This is a genomic window from Sphingopyxis sp. LARHCG72, assembly GCF_052871675.1.
Map to the genome: position 1 here is coordinate 317,884 of NZ_JBIXJU010000004.1, position 17,648 is coordinate 335,531.

The 17,648-nt window shown below is 66.7% G+C and carries 12 protein-coding genes; 5 read left to right on the forward strand and 7 right to left on the reverse strand.

The window, feature by feature from the left end; all coding sequences use genetic code 11:
• Positions 1–6: 6 nt before the first annotated feature.
• From ACIPPQ_RS11760 to ACIPPQ_RS11780, 5 genes are all read right to left on the reverse strand, one after another.
• The gene (locus ACIPPQ_RS11760; protein ID WP_446544264.1) at positions 7–288 is read right to left on the reverse strand and encodes a DUF427 domain-containing protein; all 282 of its coding nucleotides are present in this window, start codon (positions 286–288) and stop codon (positions 7–9) included.
• A gap of 5 nt (positions 289–293) precedes the next feature.
• Positions 294–425 carry a hypothetical protein gene (locus ACIPPQ_RS11765; RefSeq protein ID WP_446544265.1) on the reverse strand — a complete coding sequence of 44 codons (132 nt, stop codon included), beginning with the start codon at positions 423–425 and terminating at the stop codon, positions 294–296.
• 77 nt (positions 426–502) lie between these two features.
• Positions 503–1,261, reverse strand: coding sequence for a sulfite exporter TauE/SafE family protein (locus ACIPPQ_RS11770; protein ID WP_446544266.1), 759 nt, complete (start codon positions 1,259–1,261; stop codon positions 503–505).
• On the reverse strand, positions 1,258–1,971 hold the full coding sequence (ung, locus tag ACIPPQ_RS11775) for a uracil-DNA glycosylase (RefSeq protein ID WP_446544267.1): 714 nt from the start codon (positions 1,969–1,971) through the stop codon (positions 1,258–1,260). The genes ACIPPQ_RS11770 and ung overlap by 4 nt, the downstream gene beginning before the upstream one ends.
• Before the next feature lie 41 nt (positions 1,972–2,012).
• Complete coding sequence (locus ACIPPQ_RS11780) at positions 2,013–5,081, reverse strand: TonB-dependent receptor domain-containing protein (protein WP_446544268.1); 3,069 nt, start codon at positions 5,079–5,081, stop codon at positions 2,013–2,015.
• A 180-nt stretch (positions 5,082–5,261) separates the two neighbouring features.
• On the opposite strand from ACIPPQ_RS11780, the gene ACIPPQ_RS11785 reads away from it, so the two are divergent.
• The 5 genes from ACIPPQ_RS11785 to ACIPPQ_RS11805 all read left to right on the forward strand — a co-directional run bounded on the left by ACIPPQ_RS11785 (position 5,262) and on the right by ACIPPQ_RS11805 (position 15,900).
• Complete coding sequence (locus tag ACIPPQ_RS11785; protein ID WP_446544269.1) at positions 5,262–5,594, forward strand: phosphoribosyl-ATP diphosphatase; 333 nt, start codon at positions 5,262–5,264, stop codon at positions 5,592–5,594.
• Positions 5,595–5,618: 24 nt separating this feature from the next.
• Complete coding sequence (locus ACIPPQ_RS11790) at positions 5,619–5,996, forward strand: histidine triad nucleotide-binding protein (protein WP_327456153.1); 378 nt, start codon at positions 5,619–5,621, stop codon at positions 5,994–5,996.
• Between the two features lie 135 nt (positions 5,997–6,131).
• Positions 6,132–11,972, forward strand: a complete 5,841-nt coding sequence (locus ACIPPQ_RS11795; RefSeq protein ID WP_446544270.1) for an alpha-2-macroglobulin family protein — start codon at positions 6,132–6,134, stop codon at positions 11,970–11,972.
• A 130-nt stretch (positions 11,973–12,102) separates the two neighbouring features.
• Complete coding sequence (gene pbpC, locus ACIPPQ_RS11800; protein WP_446544271.1) at positions 12,103–14,235, forward strand: penicillin-binding protein 1C; 2,133 nt, start codon at positions 12,103–12,105, stop codon at positions 14,233–14,235.
• 102 nt (positions 14,236–14,337) lie between these two features.
• On the forward strand, positions 14,338–15,900 hold the full coding sequence (locus tag ACIPPQ_RS11805) for an amino acid permease (protein ID WP_446544272.1): 1,563 nt from the start codon (positions 14,338–14,340) through the stop codon (positions 15,898–15,900).
• A 65-nt stretch (positions 15,901–15,965) separates the two neighbouring features.
• On the opposite strand, the gene ACIPPQ_RS11810 is transcribed toward ACIPPQ_RS11805, so the two are convergent.
• Together ACIPPQ_RS11810 and ACIPPQ_RS11815 are read right to left on the reverse strand one after the other, a co-directional pair.
• Entirely contained in the window at positions 15,966–17,210 is a 1,245-nt protein-coding gene (locus ACIPPQ_RS11810) for a multidrug effflux MFS transporter (protein ID WP_446544273.1), read from the reverse strand.
• 132 nt (positions 17,211–17,342) lie between these two features.
• Entirely contained in the window at positions 17,343–17,645 is a 303-nt protein-coding gene (locus tag ACIPPQ_RS11815) for a hypothetical protein (RefSeq protein WP_446544274.1), read from the reverse strand.
• Between the last annotated feature and the right edge of the window lie 3 nt (positions 17,646–17,648).

Genomic DNA, 17,648 nt, shown 5'->3' on the forward strand with positions numbered 1-17,648 from the left:
AAGCGGTCAGCCGACCTCGACGCCCTTCCAGAAGGCGATACGATCCTTGATCGCCCCCGCCGCCTCCTTGGGATCGGGATAATACCAGGCGGCGTCTTTGTTCACCTGTCCGCCCGCAGTGACATGGTGATAATGCGCGACGCCCTTCCACGGGCACAGGCTCGTCGTCGCGCTATCCGACAAGAGCGCCGCGTCGACCGCGCCGCGCGGAAAATAATGATTGCCCTCGACGACGACCGTATCGTCGCTGTCGGCGATCACCGCGCCATTCCACCGTGCCTGCACCATCGCGCCTATTTCTTCATATTGTCGAGCCCGGCGACCACGCCGACCTTGGTCGACGGATTGCTCGCATTGGGCTTCTTGGGCTTTTCCGCTTTGGGTTTGCGGGTTTCACGACTCGATTTCTTCTGGCTCTTGGCCATGGTCAATACCTTGGAAGGCGGCGGACGCCTTTGCCCGCCTGGGCCAGTCTACGCCTTTTGCCGACGCGCGTCGCCTGTTATCCCGCCAGCCCGTCCCAGACCAGCTTGGCGCCGAGCAGCACCATCAGCAGATAGATGAGGACATAGAAGCGCGCACCGTCGATGCGTTTCAGCCAGCGCACGGTGAGCAAGGTTGAGCCGATCGCGAGTGGCATCAGCAGCACCGCGGCAACGAGCACCTCGTGCGGGAAGGCGCCAAGCGCGATATAGGCGGGTACCTTCATCCAGTTGATCGCGGCGAACAGGATCGAACTCGTCCCGACGAAGACAAGGTGCGGCAGCCGCCGCGGCGTCACCCACATCTGGAACGGCGGCCCGCCCGCGTGCGCGATCTGGCTGGTAAAGCCCGTCGCGACCCCGAACAGGCTGCCGACCCAGCCCGGCGACGTCGACGCCGCAACGACGCGCCCGCCGCGCTCGACCCACAGCCGGTAAAGCCCGAACGCCAACGTGATCGCGCCCAAAGCTGCCATCAGCTTCGCCTCGTCGACGCGCTCGGCGTAAAAATAGCCTGCCGCAATGCCCACCGCGGCGCCGGGCAACATCCACGCGATAACCCAGCCATCCCACGTCTTGCGAAACGACCAGACGCTGACGACGTCCTGCACGATCAATATCGGCAGCAGCAGCGCGGCGGCGATCGTCGGTGGCAGCACGAGCGCGACGAGCGGCGTCGCGAGTGCGCCGACCCCCGACAGCCCACCCTTGGCGAACCCGAGCAGGACCACCGCGATGGCGAGCACGAACAGCGTCAATGGATCGGCGAGAAGGCTCATGCGGCGGCGATGTCGGGCGCGTCGGGCAAACGCCAGTCGATCGCGCCCCGCCCCTGCGCTTCGAGGAACGCGTTCGCCTGGCTGAACGGCCGCGATCCGAAAAAACCGTTGTGCGCCGACAGCGGCGACGGGTGCGGCGCGCGGAGGATCAAATGCGGGCTGCCCGCGCCGAGCCCCGCAACGTTCGCCGCCTTTTTCTGCGCATGGCTGCCCCACAGGATGAAGACCTTGGGCGCCGGATCGGCCGCGACCGCCGCGACCACGGCATCGGTGAACTTCTCCCACCCCTTGCCCTGATGCGACGCGGCCATGCCGCTCTCGACCGTCAGGCAATTGTTGAGCAGCAGCACACCCTGCTGCGCCCAATGTTTCAAATAGCCGTGTGCGGCACGCGGAATGCCAAGGTCGCTCTGCATTTCCTTGTAGATATTGACGAGGCTCGGCGGGGTGCGCACCCCCGGCTGGACCGAGAAGCACAGCCCGTGCGCCTGCCCCGGCCCATGATAGGGATCCTGCCCCAGGATCACGACGCGCACATCCCGCGGCGGCGTCGCGTCCAAGGCCGCAAACCAGTCGCGCGGACGCGGATAGATCGCCTTGCCCTTTTCGCGTTCGCCCGCAAGGAACGCCTTCAGCGCCGCCATATAGGGCTGCTCGAACTCGCCGCCGATGCGCGCGAGCCAGTCGGGATGCAGTTTGACCTCGGACATGCCCGCGCTTCACCAGAGCAGCGCGGGCTTGTCCAGAGGGCTTACAGGCTGCCGCGCACCCCCAGGAAGAAACGCCGCCCCAGATAGTCGTACTGCGTCCCGAACGCCGGCGCCTGCCCGATCACCGGCGGCGTCGCAGCAACGACGGTCGACACGCGCGGCGGCGGGGTGTCGAACAGGTTCGCGACCCCCAGCGTGATGCGGAAGCGCTCGGCAACATCGCGGCTCAGCGACAGCGAGTGATAGAAGGTCGCGGGCACGCTGACGTCGGGGCAGAAACGCCCGCCGGGGCGGAAGCCCGAGGTGCGGCACGCATCGCCGCGCTGCGCGCGAAGCAGGTCCTTCATGTTCGACGCGGCGCCCGTCACATCGAGCCCGTAGAACAGCGTCCAGCCGTCCTTCATCCAGCCGAGGTTGAAGTCGCCGACCCATTTCGGGTTGCCGATCTTGCCATTGTCGTCGATCTCGGTGCCGGGGAAGAGCGCAACCTTGTCCTTGACCTGCCAGGTCATCTGCGCGCGGAACGCGAGCGCGCCGAGCTTGCCGATATCCTGGTCGATCGCGAGCGACAGGTCGACGCCGCGGTTCCGCTGGCGGCTGATATTGACATAACGGTCGGTGACGCTCGCGATGCTCTGCCGGTCGGGACCGGTCGCGGTGCGCGTGAAAAGTCCGCACAGCGGCTCGTCGGCGACATCCGAATCGTAACAGCCGCGCAGGATATTGCCCGCGCCGAGCAAAGTGATTTCATCCTTCACCTTGATGTCGAAATAATCGACCGCAAGGCGCGTCTTCAGCCCGCCCCACAGCGCCCCCGACAGATCGGGGGTCAGGATGATCGACACCGTCTTCGCCGTCGAGGTTTCGGGCTTGAGCTGGCCGATCCCGCCCCCCGACACGATCGTCGCGGGACCGATCCCGCCGGCATAGTTCGGTGCGATGCCGTCGGCGGCGCAATTGTCGAAGATGCGCTGGCTGATCGCGCCCGCCGTAAGCCTTGCTGCGGTCTGGACGCACGGATCGATCGCCTGCTGGCCGAGGAAGCCCGTCTGGTTTTCAAGGAAAAGTTCGAACAGCGCGGGCGCGCGGAACGAGGTCCCCCAGGTGCCGCGGAAGCGCAGCCAGTCGGTGACCGCCCAGTCGGCGCCGACCTTCCACGTCGTGTCGCTGAACTTGTCGCTCGCCCCGTCGCGGCGCGTCGCCTCGACATGCGTATAGCGCGCCGCGCCCGACAGCGTCAGCCGCTCGACCATCGGCACGCCTTCGAGCAGCGGCACTTCGATTTCGCCGAAGAGCTCCTTCGACACGGTGCGGCCCGCGGTGATGCCCGAGGTCGTGAAATTGGCGACATTGCCGGCCAGCGTTGCCTCGCCCGGCGTATCATTGATTTCGTCGCGGCGAATATTCGCACCGACCGCCACCCCGGCCGATCCCGCGGGCAGGTCGAACAATTTGCCCGTCAGCAGCGCCTCGGCCGAGGTCTGCTTGAACAAGGTGCGCCCCGTTTCGCGTCCCGTCAGGAAGGCCCGCTCTGCCGGGGTGAAATCGCCGCGCAGCACGCGCGGATCGGTAAAGTCGATATCGATGCACGGCACGCCGCGGATCGCGGTCGCCGTTCCGGCGCACGAGCGTGTGCGCAAGGTCTGCGATGCGATTGCGTCCTGATAGATGACGTCCTGTGTATAGCTCGCGTCCGAGCGGCTGTGCTGGCCGTGGACGTCCCACTTCCACCCGCCGCCGACCTCGCCGCGCAGCCCGAACACGCCGCGATAATAATCGACGTCGGCGCGGCTTTCCGATTTGACGAGCACGCGCGGACGCAGGATCAGATTGCCGCCGAACTCGGCGTTGAACGGATCGCCCAGATCATTCGGATCGCAGTTGAACTGCGTCGGATCGCAGAGAACAAAAGGCAGCATCGACGCGCCGGTGAACTGTTCGAGCTCGATCCGCTGGACGCCGTTGTTGTGCGACTTGCGGTTGCTGAACAAAAACTCGCCATAGGCGGTGATGCCGTCGGTCACGTCATAGGCGCCCTCGACGAAGGCGCTCACCCGGCTGAGCCCCGAAAACACGTCCACATCCTGCTCGGCCGGCTCGAACTGGTTGAGCGCGCCCGTCGACGGGCCGTCGAAATTGACCCCGAAGAAATTGGCGGGGCCGAACACCCCGATCGGATTATAGGCGTTGATCGGGATGCCGACCCCCGCGAACTCGGCGCCATATTGGCCGGCAAAGATCGGTTGGCCGTTCGGCGCGATCAGCCCGGGGCGAAAGGTCGGGAAGCCGTTCTGGTCGATCCCCGAAAAGTCGCTGAACACGATCATATTGGCCTGCGTGCTGCTGCACGCCGGGCGGCCGGTGCGGAAATCGACGATGTCGGCGCGGCTGCCATCGGCCTCGCGCTTCAGATATTCCTCGGAACAGAAAAGGAAGCCGCGGTCGCGGCGCGTCAGCTTCTGCTGGCGAAAATAGTCGACCGTCGCAAAGATGTGGCCGCGGTCGAATTTTTTGCCGAAACTCGCATCGACGCCATAGCTCTCGCCGCCGCCATGCTCGGTGATCGACGAGAAGCCGCCGCCCTCGAACCCGTCGAGGTCGTCGCGGGTCAGGATGTTGACCACGCCTGCTACGGCATCGGAACCATAGATCGACGAGGCGCCGGTCTTGAGTATCTCGACCTGCCGCACCACCGACAGCGGCAACACATTGAGGTCGAACGGCGCGACCGATCCGCGGATGCCCGCCGGGCCGGCGCGGCGGCCGTTGATCAGCACCAGTGTCCGCTCGGCACCGAGCCCGCGCAGCGACACCGTCTGCACGTCGTTACCGCCGTTGGCGACGAAACGGTTCGAGATCGCCGAGGTGACCTGGGTCGATCCCTGCGCCGCCGGGACCTGCTGCAGCACATCGGCGAGCTGGACCGGCCCCTGCAATTTTGCATTTTCGGGGTCGATGACCTGGATCGGGTCGGCGCTGGTGAATTCGCTCTTCGCGATGCGTGATCCGGTGACGACGATCTCGTCGCTCGCCTGCGCCATCGCCGGGCTCGCCGTCAGCGCAATGACCGAGGCCGTTGCGGCCAGAAACACCGTGGGGGTGGTGTCCATTTTCATAATCTTCGTCCGATTTAAAAGTTGTCTCGCCCCCCGGCGGCTCGGAATCTAGGCGGTGTGCGTTTCTATATGGTTTACGCGGCGGTAAGTTTTTGAAGGCCCGCCGCCCGCTTGTCGCGGCGGCATGTCGCGGCTAGGCACGCTCGCGAAGAATTGGGACAAAAGGATCGCGCAATGAGCAAGGCAATGGGCGAAACGCTGGGGCGGCTTGAGGCGGTCATTCGCGACCGGCTCACGGCGGGCGAAAGCGAGGCCTCGTACGTGGCCAGCCTCGCCGCGAAAGGCCGTGGCAAGATCGCGCAGAAGGTCGGCGAGGAAGCTGTCGAGGCGGTCATCGCCGCGGTCAGCGAGGACGATGCCGCGCTTGTCGGCGAAGCAAGCGATCTCGTCTTCCACCTCTCGATCCTGCTCGCCGACCGCGGCCTGTCGTGGGACATGATCGCCGCCGAACTCGACCGCCGCCACGGCACCTCGGGCCACGCCGAAAAGGCCGCCCGCCCAAAGTAACTACAACGCATAGGAACCCCTCGCATGCCGATCGACGCCACCCTCCCCTATGACGAGACCAACATCTTCGCGCGCATCCTGCGCGGCGAACTGCCGTCGAAGACCGTCTACGAGGACGAGTTTGCGCTCGCCTTCCACGACATCAATCCGCAGGCGCCCTTGCACATCCTCGTGATTCCCAAGGGCCCCTATGTGAGCTGGGACGATTTTTCGGAGCGCGGCAGCGACGCCGAAATCGCGGGCTTCGTCCGCGCCGTGGGCAAGGTCGCGCGCGATCAGGGCCTCGTCGCGCCCGGCTACCGCCTGCTCGCTAACGTCGGCCTCGACAGCCATCAGGAAATCCCGCACCTCCACGTCCATATTTTCGCGGGACAGCCCCTCGGACCGATGCTCGCACGCTGAATCCCGCCGCTGTCTATGACGGCGGTCACAGCAATTTCCCCAAGCGCGATTAACCGTGGGCGATATGCGGCGACGGGTGGACTCTGTCCCCTGTTTCCAGCAGGATAGCGTTCGGACCGAAACGGGGAGTTGACGATGGGCAAGGGATGGCGCGCGCTCGCTACGGCATTGGCCGGCAAGGCAAAACTGGCGCTGGTCCTGCCCCTCACCCTCGCGATGGCCGCGACCGCCGCCGACACCGTCCCGCAGGTCACGCTAGCAACGCCCGGCAGTTCGGGCACCGGCGATGGCACGATCACGCGCTTCACCCTCCGTTTCTCCGAAGACATGGTGCCGCTCGGCGACCCCCGCGCCCCGGCCCCGGCGACCAACGACTGCAAGCTCCCTTCGACCGGCCGCTGGGTCGACACGCGCACCTGGGTGCTCGAATTCGACAAGCCGCTCCCCGGCGGGCTCGCCTGTCATGTCGAACTGCGCGACGGACTCAAGACCGCACGCGGCGTCTCGGTCGCGGGCAACAGCCGCTTCGCGCTCGACACCGGCGGCCCCTCGGCGCGCGCGGTGCTCGCGGGCGGGACGGACGGCGATATCGAGGAGCAGCAAATCTTCCTCGTCGCGACCAACGTCGCCGCCGACCGCGCCTCGGTCGGCCGCTTCGCCTATTGCGCGGTCGACGGCATCGGCGAAAAAATTCCCGTCGACGTCCTGCCGCGCACGACCGCGACCGAGATTCTGACCGGGCTCGGCGACAACAACTGGTCGCGCCAGTCCTTCACCTACGACGCCGGCCTGCCGCAGCGCTTCCCCGCCGCGGGCGCCGACCGCGAGGCCGCGCTCGACCGCATCGTCCCCGTCAAATGCCGCCGCCCGCTGCCCCCGGGCCGCGAGATGGCGCTCGTCTGGGACGCGCGCATCAGCCAAGCCGGCGTCCCCGGCCGCACCGCCGGCCGCGACCAGCGCTTCGACCACGATGTGCGCCCCGCCTTCACCGCGAAGATGTCGTGCAGCCGCATCAATCCGCAGGCGGGCTGCAATCCGATCAAGGATGTGACGCTCAGCTTCGCGTCGCCCGTCTCGCGCGAAACCGTCCTCGCCGCGACGCTCAACACCGCCGACGGCAAGAAACTGACGCCGAAGATCGGCGACGACGACAAGAATGACGCCTGGCTGACGAGCGTCCGCTTCACCGGCCCGCTGCCGCAGAATGTCGACGCGACGCTCGTGCTCCCCGCCGACGTCACCGACCAGAGCGGCCGCAAGCTGCAGAACCAGTCGAACTTCCCGCTGAAATTCCACATCGACCGCGCGCCGCCGCTGGTCAAATTCGCCGCCGAATTCGGCATAATCGAAGCCGGCGAGGGCGGCGTGCTGCCCGTCACCGTGCGCGGGGTCGAAAGCAGCCTCGTCCAGTCGAACCTCAAAATGCCCGCGACCGCGCTCAAGGTCGGCAACGACGATGCCGCGATCGCGCGCTGGCTGAAACGCGTCGCCGACGCCGACGACACCGACTACCGCGAGGAAAAAAATGCCGCGGGGAAAGAGGTCACCGTCAACTACACCGGCACCAAATCAGTCTTCGCGGACGCCCCCGCCGATGGCGAACGCCGCAACATGCAGCTCGCGCCCGCGGCTGGCGGCAAGGAGTTCGAGGTCGTCGGCATCCCACTCGCCGAAAAAGGCTTCCATGTCGTCGAGATCGCGAGCCCCGAACTCGGCGCCGCGCTGCTCGGCCGCAAATCGACGCGTTACGTCGCAACCGCCGCGCTCGTCACCAATATGGCGGTGCATTTCAAATGGGGCCGCGAAGGCTCGCTCGCCTGGGTGACGTCGCTCAATAGCGGCCTCCCCGTTTCGGGCGCCGAAATCCGCGTCACCGACAGCTGCACCGGCCGCCTGCTCGCGCGCGGCACCGCCGACAAGGCGGGCCGCCTCGCCTTCGCCGGCGGGCTGCCGCAGCCCGAAACCTATTCGAGCTGCCGCGACGACGCCGACCCGGCGAGCAGCGAGGGCCATGCACTGATGGTCAGCGCGCGCTCGGGCGACGATTTCAGCTTCACCCTCACCGACTGGGGCAACGGCATCCGCCCCTATGACTTCGACCTCCCCTATGGCTGGTCGGAACGGAGCGACATCCTCCACACAGTCTTCGACCGCGCGCTCGTGAAGGCGGGCGAGACCGTCCACATGAAGCACATCCTGCGCCGCCCCGTCGGTCTCGGCTTCCGCACCCCCGAAGCGCTCGCGGGCAAGCTCCGCCTCGTCCACCGCGGTTCGGACACCGAATTCGAAATGCCGTTCGCGATTCCCGCGACGGGCAGCGGCGAAACGACATGGAACGTCCCCGCCTCGGCGCCGATGGGCGATTATGAGCTCGTCTTCGTCACCAAGGACAATGACGGCGAGGACAAGACGATCTGGTCGGGCCAGTCGGTCAAGGTCGACGAATATCGCCTGCCGACGATGAAGGCGACGATCACCGGACCAAAGACTGCGCTCGTGCGTCCCGCTGCCGTCCCGCTCAACCTGTTTGTCGGCTATCTCTCGGGCGGCCCCGCGCCGAATATCCCGGTCGAACTGCGCACCAATTTCCGCGCGAGCTGGTCGCCGCCCGAAGATTATAGGGATTGGGATTTCGACGGCCAGCCGGTGAAGGAAGGCGTCGTCCAGCTCGACGACAGCGGCGACGAACCGTCGGCCGAACTGCCGCTCGCGCGTTCGGTGCCGCTCAAGCTCGACGCCAATGGTGCCGCGACGACCAATGTCACGGTCGACCAGCCGATCACCGAACCGACGCTGATGGCGGCCGAAATGGATTATGAGGATGCGAATGGGGAGACGCTGACGTCGAGCCGCCGCATCACCCTCTATCCCTCCGCCGTCCGCCTCGGGCTCAAGACCGACGGCTGGCTGATGCGCGACAATGACCTCCGCCTCAATTTCATCGCGCTCGATCTCGACGGCAAGCCGATCGCCGGGAAGCGCATTTCGGTCGCGGTCTATAACCGCGAGATCATCACCGCGCGGCGCCGCCTGATCGGTGGCTTCTACGCCTATGACAACCAGATGCGCACGACGCGCCTCGACGCGACCTGCTCGGCGACGACCGACAGGCTCGGCCGCGCGAGCTGCGCGATGGCACCCGGCGTCTCGGGCGAGGTCACCGTCGTCGCGACGGCGCAAGATGCCGACGGCAACGAAGCGCGCGCCGTCCGCTCGGTCTGGCTTGCGGGCGATAACGACTGGTGGTTCGGCGGCGACAATGGCGACCGCATGGACGTGATCGCCGAAAAGCCGCGCTATGCCGCGGGCGATACCGCCAATTTCCAGGTCCGCATGCCCTTCCGCGAAGCGACCGCGCTCGTCACCGTCGAACGCGAGGGCGTGCTGTCGAGCTTCGTCGTCCCGCTCAAGGGCACCAACCCCGTCGTGAAGGTCAAGCTTCCCGCCACCTACGCGCCCGACGTCTATGTCTCGGTGATGGCGGTGCGCGGGCGTGTGACAGGCGGCGAAAGCTGGTTCCGCCAGATGAAACGCGCGGTCGGCTTCAAGATCGAGAATAGCGAAGGCGCGCCGCCGACCGCCCTCGTCGACCTTGCCAAACCGAGCTACCGCATGGGCATCGCGCGCATCAAGGTCGGCTGGGAAGGCCATCAGCTCGGCGTCAAGGTGAAGGCCGACAAGGAGAAATATTCGGTTCGCGAAACCGCGAAGGTCGCGATCGAGGTCAAGACCCCCGACGGCAAGGCGCCGAAGAACGCCGACGTCGCCTTCGCCGCGGTCGACGAGGCGCTGCTCGAGCTCGCGCCGAACGAAAGCTGGCAGGTCATCGACGCGATGATGGGCGAACGCACGCTCGACGTGCTCACCTCGACCGCGCAGATGCAGGTCGTCGGCAAGCGCCATTACGGCCGCAAGGCGCTCGAACCCGGCGGTGGTGGCGGCGGCGACCTGTCGGGCCTGACGCGCGAGGACTTCCGCCCCGTCCTGCTGTGGAAAGGCAATGTCCCGCTCGACAGCAAGGGCCGCGCGATGGTCGACGTACCGCTCAGCGACAATCTCTCGGGCTTCCGCCTCGTCGCGATCGCCACCGACGGGTCGCAATATTTCGGCACCGGCGAAACCACCGTCCGCACCGTGCAGGATCTCGGCGTCTTCGCCGGCATGCCCGAACTGGTGCGCACCGGCGACACGTACGACGCGCGCTTCACGCTGCGCAACGGCACCGACCAGCCGATGGAGGTCACCGCGACCCCGACGCTGTCGCCCGCCGTCGCGACGGCGCCGCCGCTGACCGTCACCATCCCCGCGGGCGGCGCGGTGCCGATCAGCTGGTCGATGACCGCGCCCGAGGCGACCGGCCCCATCCAATGGACCGTCGATGCAGTCGCAAAGGGCGGCAAGGCGCGCGACCGCCTCGTCTTCGAACAGGTCGTCGAACCCGCGGTGCCCGTCGAAACCTGGGCCGCGAGCCTCTTCCGCGTCGGCCCCGCAACAACGCTGCCGATCGCGATCCCGGCGGGCGCGCTGCCCGGCGGCTATGTCGATATCGCGCTCGCGGGCACGCTCGCCCCGCCACTCACCGGCGTACGCGACTATATGGCCGCCTATCCCTACACCTGTTTCGAACAGCAGACGTCGCGCGCGGTCGCGCTCGGCGATGTCGGGCGGTGGCAGGCGCTCGCAGGCGCGATGCCGACCTATCTCGATGACGACGGGCTGCTCCGCTACTGGCCGAACGAACGCATGACGGGTTCGATCGAGCTTACCGCCTATGTCATGAACGTGACCGCAGCGAACGGCTTCGCGATCCCCGAGGCGTCGAAAGCGAAGATGGTGAAAGCCTTGCAGGCGGTCGTCGAAGGGCGGCTGACGCGCAAGGGCTATGGTCCATGGGATGTCCGCCCCGTCCGCATCGCGGCCTTGGCGGCACTCGCGCGCAACAATGCGTCGAGCGCGAGCCTCGTCGCGGCGATCGACGTCGCGCCGATCGACATGGCGACCGGCACGCTCGCCGACTGGCTCGTCGCGATCGAAAAGACGCCGGGCGTGCGGAATGCCCCAGCGCTGCGCACCGCGGCCGAGGCCGAACTGCGCAAACGTCTCGTCTACGAAGGCACGCGCCTCGACCTCGTCGACGACGCGAAGGCGCCCTGGTGGATGATGACGAGCGGCGACGAAATGGCGATCAAGGCATTGGAAGCCGTGCTCGGCCGCAAAGGCTGGGAGGATGACGCGGGCAAGCTGATGGTCGGGGTCGCGCAGCGCCAGCGCAAGGGCCATTGGGATACCACCCCCGCCAACGCATGGGGCGCCGTCACCGTCCGCCGCTTCGCCACCCTCTATCCGGCGAGCGCGATCACCGGCGTCACCAATGTCAGCCTTGCGGGCGCGACCGCTTCGCAAAGCTGGCCGCTGCCCGCCGAGGCGCCCTCGCCGCTGCGCGTCGCGCTGAATGCCGCGACCATGAGCCTGAACCACGAAGGCACCGGCACGCCGTGGGCGACGGTCAGCGTCAAGGCGGCGGTGCCATTGAAGGAACCGCTCAACGCGGGCTACCGGATCAAGCGTTCGGTCAGCATCGTCAAGGCGGCGAACAAGGACCGGCTGACGCGCGGCGATGTGATCAAGGTGCGGATCGAGGTCGTCGCGGCCGCGGGCCGGACATGGGTCGTCATCAACGATCCGATCGCGCCCGGCGCGACGATCGTCGGCAACCTCGGCGGTCAGTCCGAAATGCTCGCCGAACAGGCGGGCGGATCGGGCGCGCAGCCGAGCTATGTCGAGCGCGGCAAGGACAGCTGGCGCGGCTATTTCGGCTGGATGCCCGCGGGCACCCACGCGGTCGAATATGTCGTTCGCCTCAACGGGTCGGGCCGCTTCACCCTGCCGCCGACGCGCGTCGAGGCGATGTATTCGCCCGCGATCCGCGGCCAATGGCCGAACGCCCCGCTGACGGTGGCGAGTGTGGGGCAGTGAGGGCTTCACACGCGCGCGCTTTTTTATCTGTGTGTCCCCGCGAAGGCGGGGACCCATCTCCGGTCGGCTCAAACTCGCACCGGCAGGAGATGGGCTCCCGCCGTCGCGGGAGCACGCGCTAATTTAGACGATGGATTCATCCCGCAAACGTCGCTGGCTTGACGCGCTGGCTTGGCTCGCCCTCGCCTCGCTCATCCTCGTCACCGCCGCACACCTCCTGACGAAGCCACCCGCGATGCCCGAGTATGAGAAGGTCCGCGCCGGCTGGAAATCCAGCGAGGCTTGGCTCTACGACCGCGACGGCCAGTTGCTCGACAGCGAGCGCGTCAATTTCGAGCGCCGCCGCCTCGCATGGGTGCCGCTGAACGACATCAGTCCCGCCGTCCGCACCGCCGTCGTGCAAAGCGAGGATCGCCGCTTCTGGTCGCATGGCGGGGTCGACTGGCTCGCGATCGCGAGTGCGATCCGCGCGCGCTGGACCGGCGACCGCTCGCGCGGCGCCTCGACGCTTGCGATGCAGCTCGCCGCCTTTCTCGACCCCAGCCTCGCGCAACCCGGCAAGCGCGACTGGCGCACCAAGCTCCGCCAGATGCGTGCGGGCCAGGCGCTCGCCGCCGACTGGACTCACGAGCAGATGCTCGAAGCCTATTTCAACCTCCTCCCGCTGCGCGGCGAGGCGCAGGGAATCGGCGCGGGCGCACAAAGCCTGTTCGGCAAGAAACCCGCCGAACTGAATCGCACCGACGCCGCGCTCTTCGCGGGCCTCCTTCCCAACCCCGCCGCGGGCGCCGACGCGCTCGGCCGCCGTGCGTGCCGTGTCGCGCAGACAAAGGACTGCACCGCGATCCGCGCCGCCGCCGCAACGCTCGTTTCGGGCGAGCACGCCGCGCGCTTCGACCCTGCTCTCGCGCCGCACCTCGCCGTGCGCCTGCTCGACAAGCCCGGCAAGCGCGTCAAGACCACGATCGACCGCCGCATCCAGACCGCCGCCATCGTCGCGCTGCGCCGCCAGCTCGCCGGCCTCGGCTCCGACCGCGTCCGCGACGGCGCGGTCGTCGTGCTCGACAATGCTACCGGCGAGGTGCTCGCCTATGTCGGCGGCGTCGGCCTCAAATCGACCGCGGCGTCGGTCGACGGCGCCAACGCGCGGCGGCAGGCGGGCTCGACCTTGAAACCGCATCTCTATGCGCAGGTGATCGAGCATGGCTGGCTCACCGCCGCATCGATCCTCGACGACAGCCCGGTCCAGCTCGACACCGCCTCGGGGCTCTATGTCCCCAAGAATTACGACCACAGCTTCAAGGGGCCGGTCAGCGTCCGTCATGCGCTCGCCTCGTCGCTCAACGTCCCCGCGGTGCGCGCGCTCGTGATCGACGACGTCCAGCAATTCCGCGACCGCCTCTGGGCCCTGGGCTATCACGGCCTCGTCGAGGACGGCGAATATTACGGATTTTCCCTCGCGCTCGGCTCGGCCGAAGTGTCGCTCGTCGAACAAGCCAACGCCTTCAGAACATTCGCAAATATGGGAAAATGGTCCTCCGTCCACTTCGTCGATATGCGCGATGATCGTAAAGATGCGCGCCAGATCGCGAGTCCCGCCGCCGCCTTCATCGTCGGCGACATCCTCGCCGACGCCTCCGCCCGCGCCGATGCATTCGGCGCCGACAGCGCGCTGCGCCTCCCCTTCTGGGCCGCCGCCAAGACGGGGACCTCGAAAGGCATGCGCGACAATTGGTGCATCGGCTGGTCCGACCGCTTCACCGTCGCGGTCTGGGTCGGCAATCTCGAAGGCGATTCGATGCGCGCGGTGTCGGGCACTTCGGGCGCCGCGCCCGTCTGGCGCGATGTGATGCTCGCGCTCCACGCGGGCAACCCCGGCAAGCCGCCTGCGATGCCCGACGGCGTCGAGGCGCGGCAGGTCGCCCTCCCCGGCACGCGCGAACCGCCGCGCCGCGAATATTTCCTCACCGGCACCGCGCAGTCCGAAATGGCGGCGGCACCGCAGGCCGCCCGCCGCCCGCGCATCACCAGCCCGGTCAGCGGCAGCGTCTACGCGCTCGACCCCGACATCCCGATCGACCGCCAGCGCTTGGCCGTCACCGTCAGCGGGTCGGTTGCCGGATACCGCCTGATCCTCGACAAGCAGCCGCTCGGCGACGCCGACGCCGGCCAGCAGATCTTGCCGCGCCCGGGCAGCCACATGCTCGCGCTCGTCGATCCGGGCGGGCGGATGATCGACCGGGTCCGCTTTACCGTACGGTAAGCCGCGGCTGCCCTATGAAATTAAGTTGCGCTGACGCGCGGAGCGGCTAGTCTGCCCCGCCATGAGACGGGCGGCAGCTCAGCCGCCCCAAAGGGGAAGAATATGCTATTTGACCGGGTAAAACCGTTGGATGCCATTTTGGCGACAGCGGAAAAAAAGTCGCTTCACCGCACATTGGGTGCCTTTCAACTCACGCTGTTCGGCATCGGCTGCGTCATCGGCACCGGCATTTTCGTGCTGACGGCGGCGGGCGCGCAAAAGGCAGGCCCCGGCCTGATGCTCGCTTTCGCGATCGCCGGCCTGATCTGCATCGTCGCGGCGCTCTGCTACGCTGAAATCGCGGCGATGATCCCCGTCGCCGGCTCCGCCTATACCTATACCTATTCGACCATGGGCGAAATGCTCGCCTGGACGGTCGGATGGGCGCTCGTTCTCGAATATGCTGTGGCGGCCTCCGCCGTGTCGGTCGGGTGGTCCGGCTATTTCACAGGAACGATATTGAACGAATTCCTGGGAATACAGCTTCCCTCGTTCCTTGCCGGCGCACCGCTGGCACTCGGCGGCGTCGAGGGCGGTTTCATCAACCTTCCCGCCGTGGTCATCGCGCTCCTCATCACCTGGCTGCTGATGATCGGCACCACCGAAAGCGCGCGCGTCAATGCGATCCTCGTCGCGATCAAGGTCACCGCGCTCACCGCCTTCATCATCCTGACGCTGCCCAGCGACTATTTCACCACCGACAAGTTCAACCCCTTCCTCCCCGCCGGTGTCTTCGGCGGCTTTGGCTCGGGCGTCGGCGCGGTCGGCGCGGCTGCGACCATCTTCTTTGCCTATGTCGGTTTTGACGCGGTTTCGACCGCTGCCGAAGAAACCAAGAACCCGCAGCGCAACGTGCCGATCGGCCTGATCGGGTCGCTGCTGTTCTGCACCATCTTCTATATCCTCGTTGCCGCAGGCGCGATCGGCACCGTCGGCGGCCAGCCGATCATGGGGCCGAACGGTGTTCCCTTCCCCGCCGGTTCGGAAGAACTGGCCCGCCAGTGTGCAACCTATGCCGCGAACGAACTCCCGCTCGTCTGCTCGAACGAAGCTCTCGCGCACGTCCTCCGCCAGATCGGCTGGTCGGGTGTGGGCAACATGCTCGGCATCGCCGCTTTCGTCGCGCTGCCGTCAGTCATCCTGATCCTGCTGTTCGGTCAGACCCGCGTCGCCTTCGTGATGAGCCGCGACGGCCTGCTGCCCGAATCGTGGAGCAAGGTGCATCCGAAGTGGAAGACGCCGCACGTGATCACCGCGATCACCGGTGTCGCGGTTGCCTTCGCCGCCGCGTTCCTGCCGGTCGGCAAGCTTGCCGACATCGCCAATGCAGGTACGCTCTATGCGTTCATGATGGTCGCCATCGCGGTGATGATCCTGCGCCGGACCGCCCCCAACCAACCGCGCGCGTTCAAGACACCCGCCTTGTGGCTGGTCGGTCCGCTCACGATCGCCGGCACGATCTTCCTGTTCCTCAACCTGCCGCTGGATGCGATGCTGGTCCTGCCCATCTGGGGTGCGCTCGGCTTGCTGATCTATTATCTCTACAGTCGCAACCGCAGCCATCTTGGCCGCGGGATTGTCGAGGTGCACGAGGATGATCTGGAGCCGCACGCACCGATCAACTGAGGCGTCAGCCAAAGATAAGAAGAAGGGGCCGTCCGGGCGAATGCCGGGGCGGCCCCTTTTCTTTGTCAGTAGGGGCTTTTCGGTGCGGTTCCCGGCCGGGTGAACAGCTTGCCGCGCTCGGCCCAGAAGACGAGGGCGAGACCAACGACGGCGCTGATCAGGAAGGCATAGGCCAGCGGCAGCGTCGACCCGTCATATTGCTGGCCGATCGTCGCGCCCACGGTCGCCGCAAGCAGCGTCTTCGCAAAGCTCTGATATGACGACGCGACCCCCGCCATATGGCCGAAATCCTCCATCGCGATCGACCCGAAATTGCTGCCGATGAAACCGACAAGGCCGACGTTGACCATCATCAGCGCGGTGAACATCCACAAAGTCTCGACCCCGCTCAGCGCCGCGACGATCTGCAGGATCGAGGTCGCCATGAAGGCGAAGACCGCCGACTGCGACACGCGCCGCGCGCCGAAACGCTCGACGATCGCGGCGTTCGAGAAATTGGCGATCGCGATGCCGATCGCAACGCACGCGAAGATCAGCGGGAACATCGCCTGCGCGCCGAACACTTCGGATATGATCTGCTCGCTGCTGTTGAGATAGCCGTAAAGCGCCCCCTGCATCATGCCCGATGCGATCATATAGCCCGCCGCGCGGCGGTGGCGCGTCACCGTCGCCCAGCCCGCGACCATCGTCTTGAGGTCGAGCGGCCGCACGTCCGCGGGATCGAGCGTTTCGGGAAGCCGGCGGAGCCAGAGCAGCATCACGATCGACATCACCGCCAGCACGATGAAGATCGCGCGCCAGCCCGCGACCGCTGCAATCCCTGCGCCGATCGTCGGCGCGATGATCGGCACGATCATGAAGACGAGGAAGATCAGCGACAGCCGCTTTGCCATCGCGTCGCCCGCGAACAGGTCACGGATTACCGCGACGACGATGACGCCGAGCGCCGCGCTGACCAGCCCGTGGATGAAGCGCAGCACGAGCAACATGGTAAAGCTCGTCGCGAGACCGCAACCGATCGACAGCGCCAGATAGGCGAATAGCGCAGGGACGAGCACCCCCTTGCGCCCGAAGCGGTCCGATAGCGGGCCGTAAAGCAGCGAGCCAAAACCAATGCCGAGCAGGTAAACCGAAATGACGTGCTGGCGATCATTCGCAACGGTGACCCCCAGCGATTCGCCGATCGCGGGCAGTGCGGGCAACATCGAGTCGATAGCGAGCGCATTGAGCGCCATCACCATCGCCATCATGACGACCATTTCACGGGCGCCCGGCAGGCTCCGTTGGGGGGATTGGGCCGGTTTGTGCATGGCAGCAGCCTATGCGCCTAACCCACCGCTTTGGATAGCCCCTCAAGGCAAAGGGCATTGCTATGCAACGCAAAAGGGCCGCCCGCCCCCATAGAGGAGCGGACGGCCCTTCGCGTGTTTGCAGAGGGCGGCTCAGCCCTGGCGGGTGCCGGTCATCGCCATCGAACCGAACGCGCCGGCCTTGATCGTGCCGGTCAGCGCGTCGCCGTCGATCGTCGCTTCGCATTCGAGCGTCATCGGCATCGGCACCTTCATGTTCATGGTCCAGGTCAGCTTGTTGCCGTCGACCTTGCCATTTTCGACATCGAGCGAACCCATCGTGCCGGCGTTCTGGCCGGTGAAGCTGCCGCCGTCGCTGTTCACGGTGAACACCGACTTCTGGTCGCCCATCGGCGATTTGGTGACGCAATCATAGCTGCCATCGACTTGGGACATATG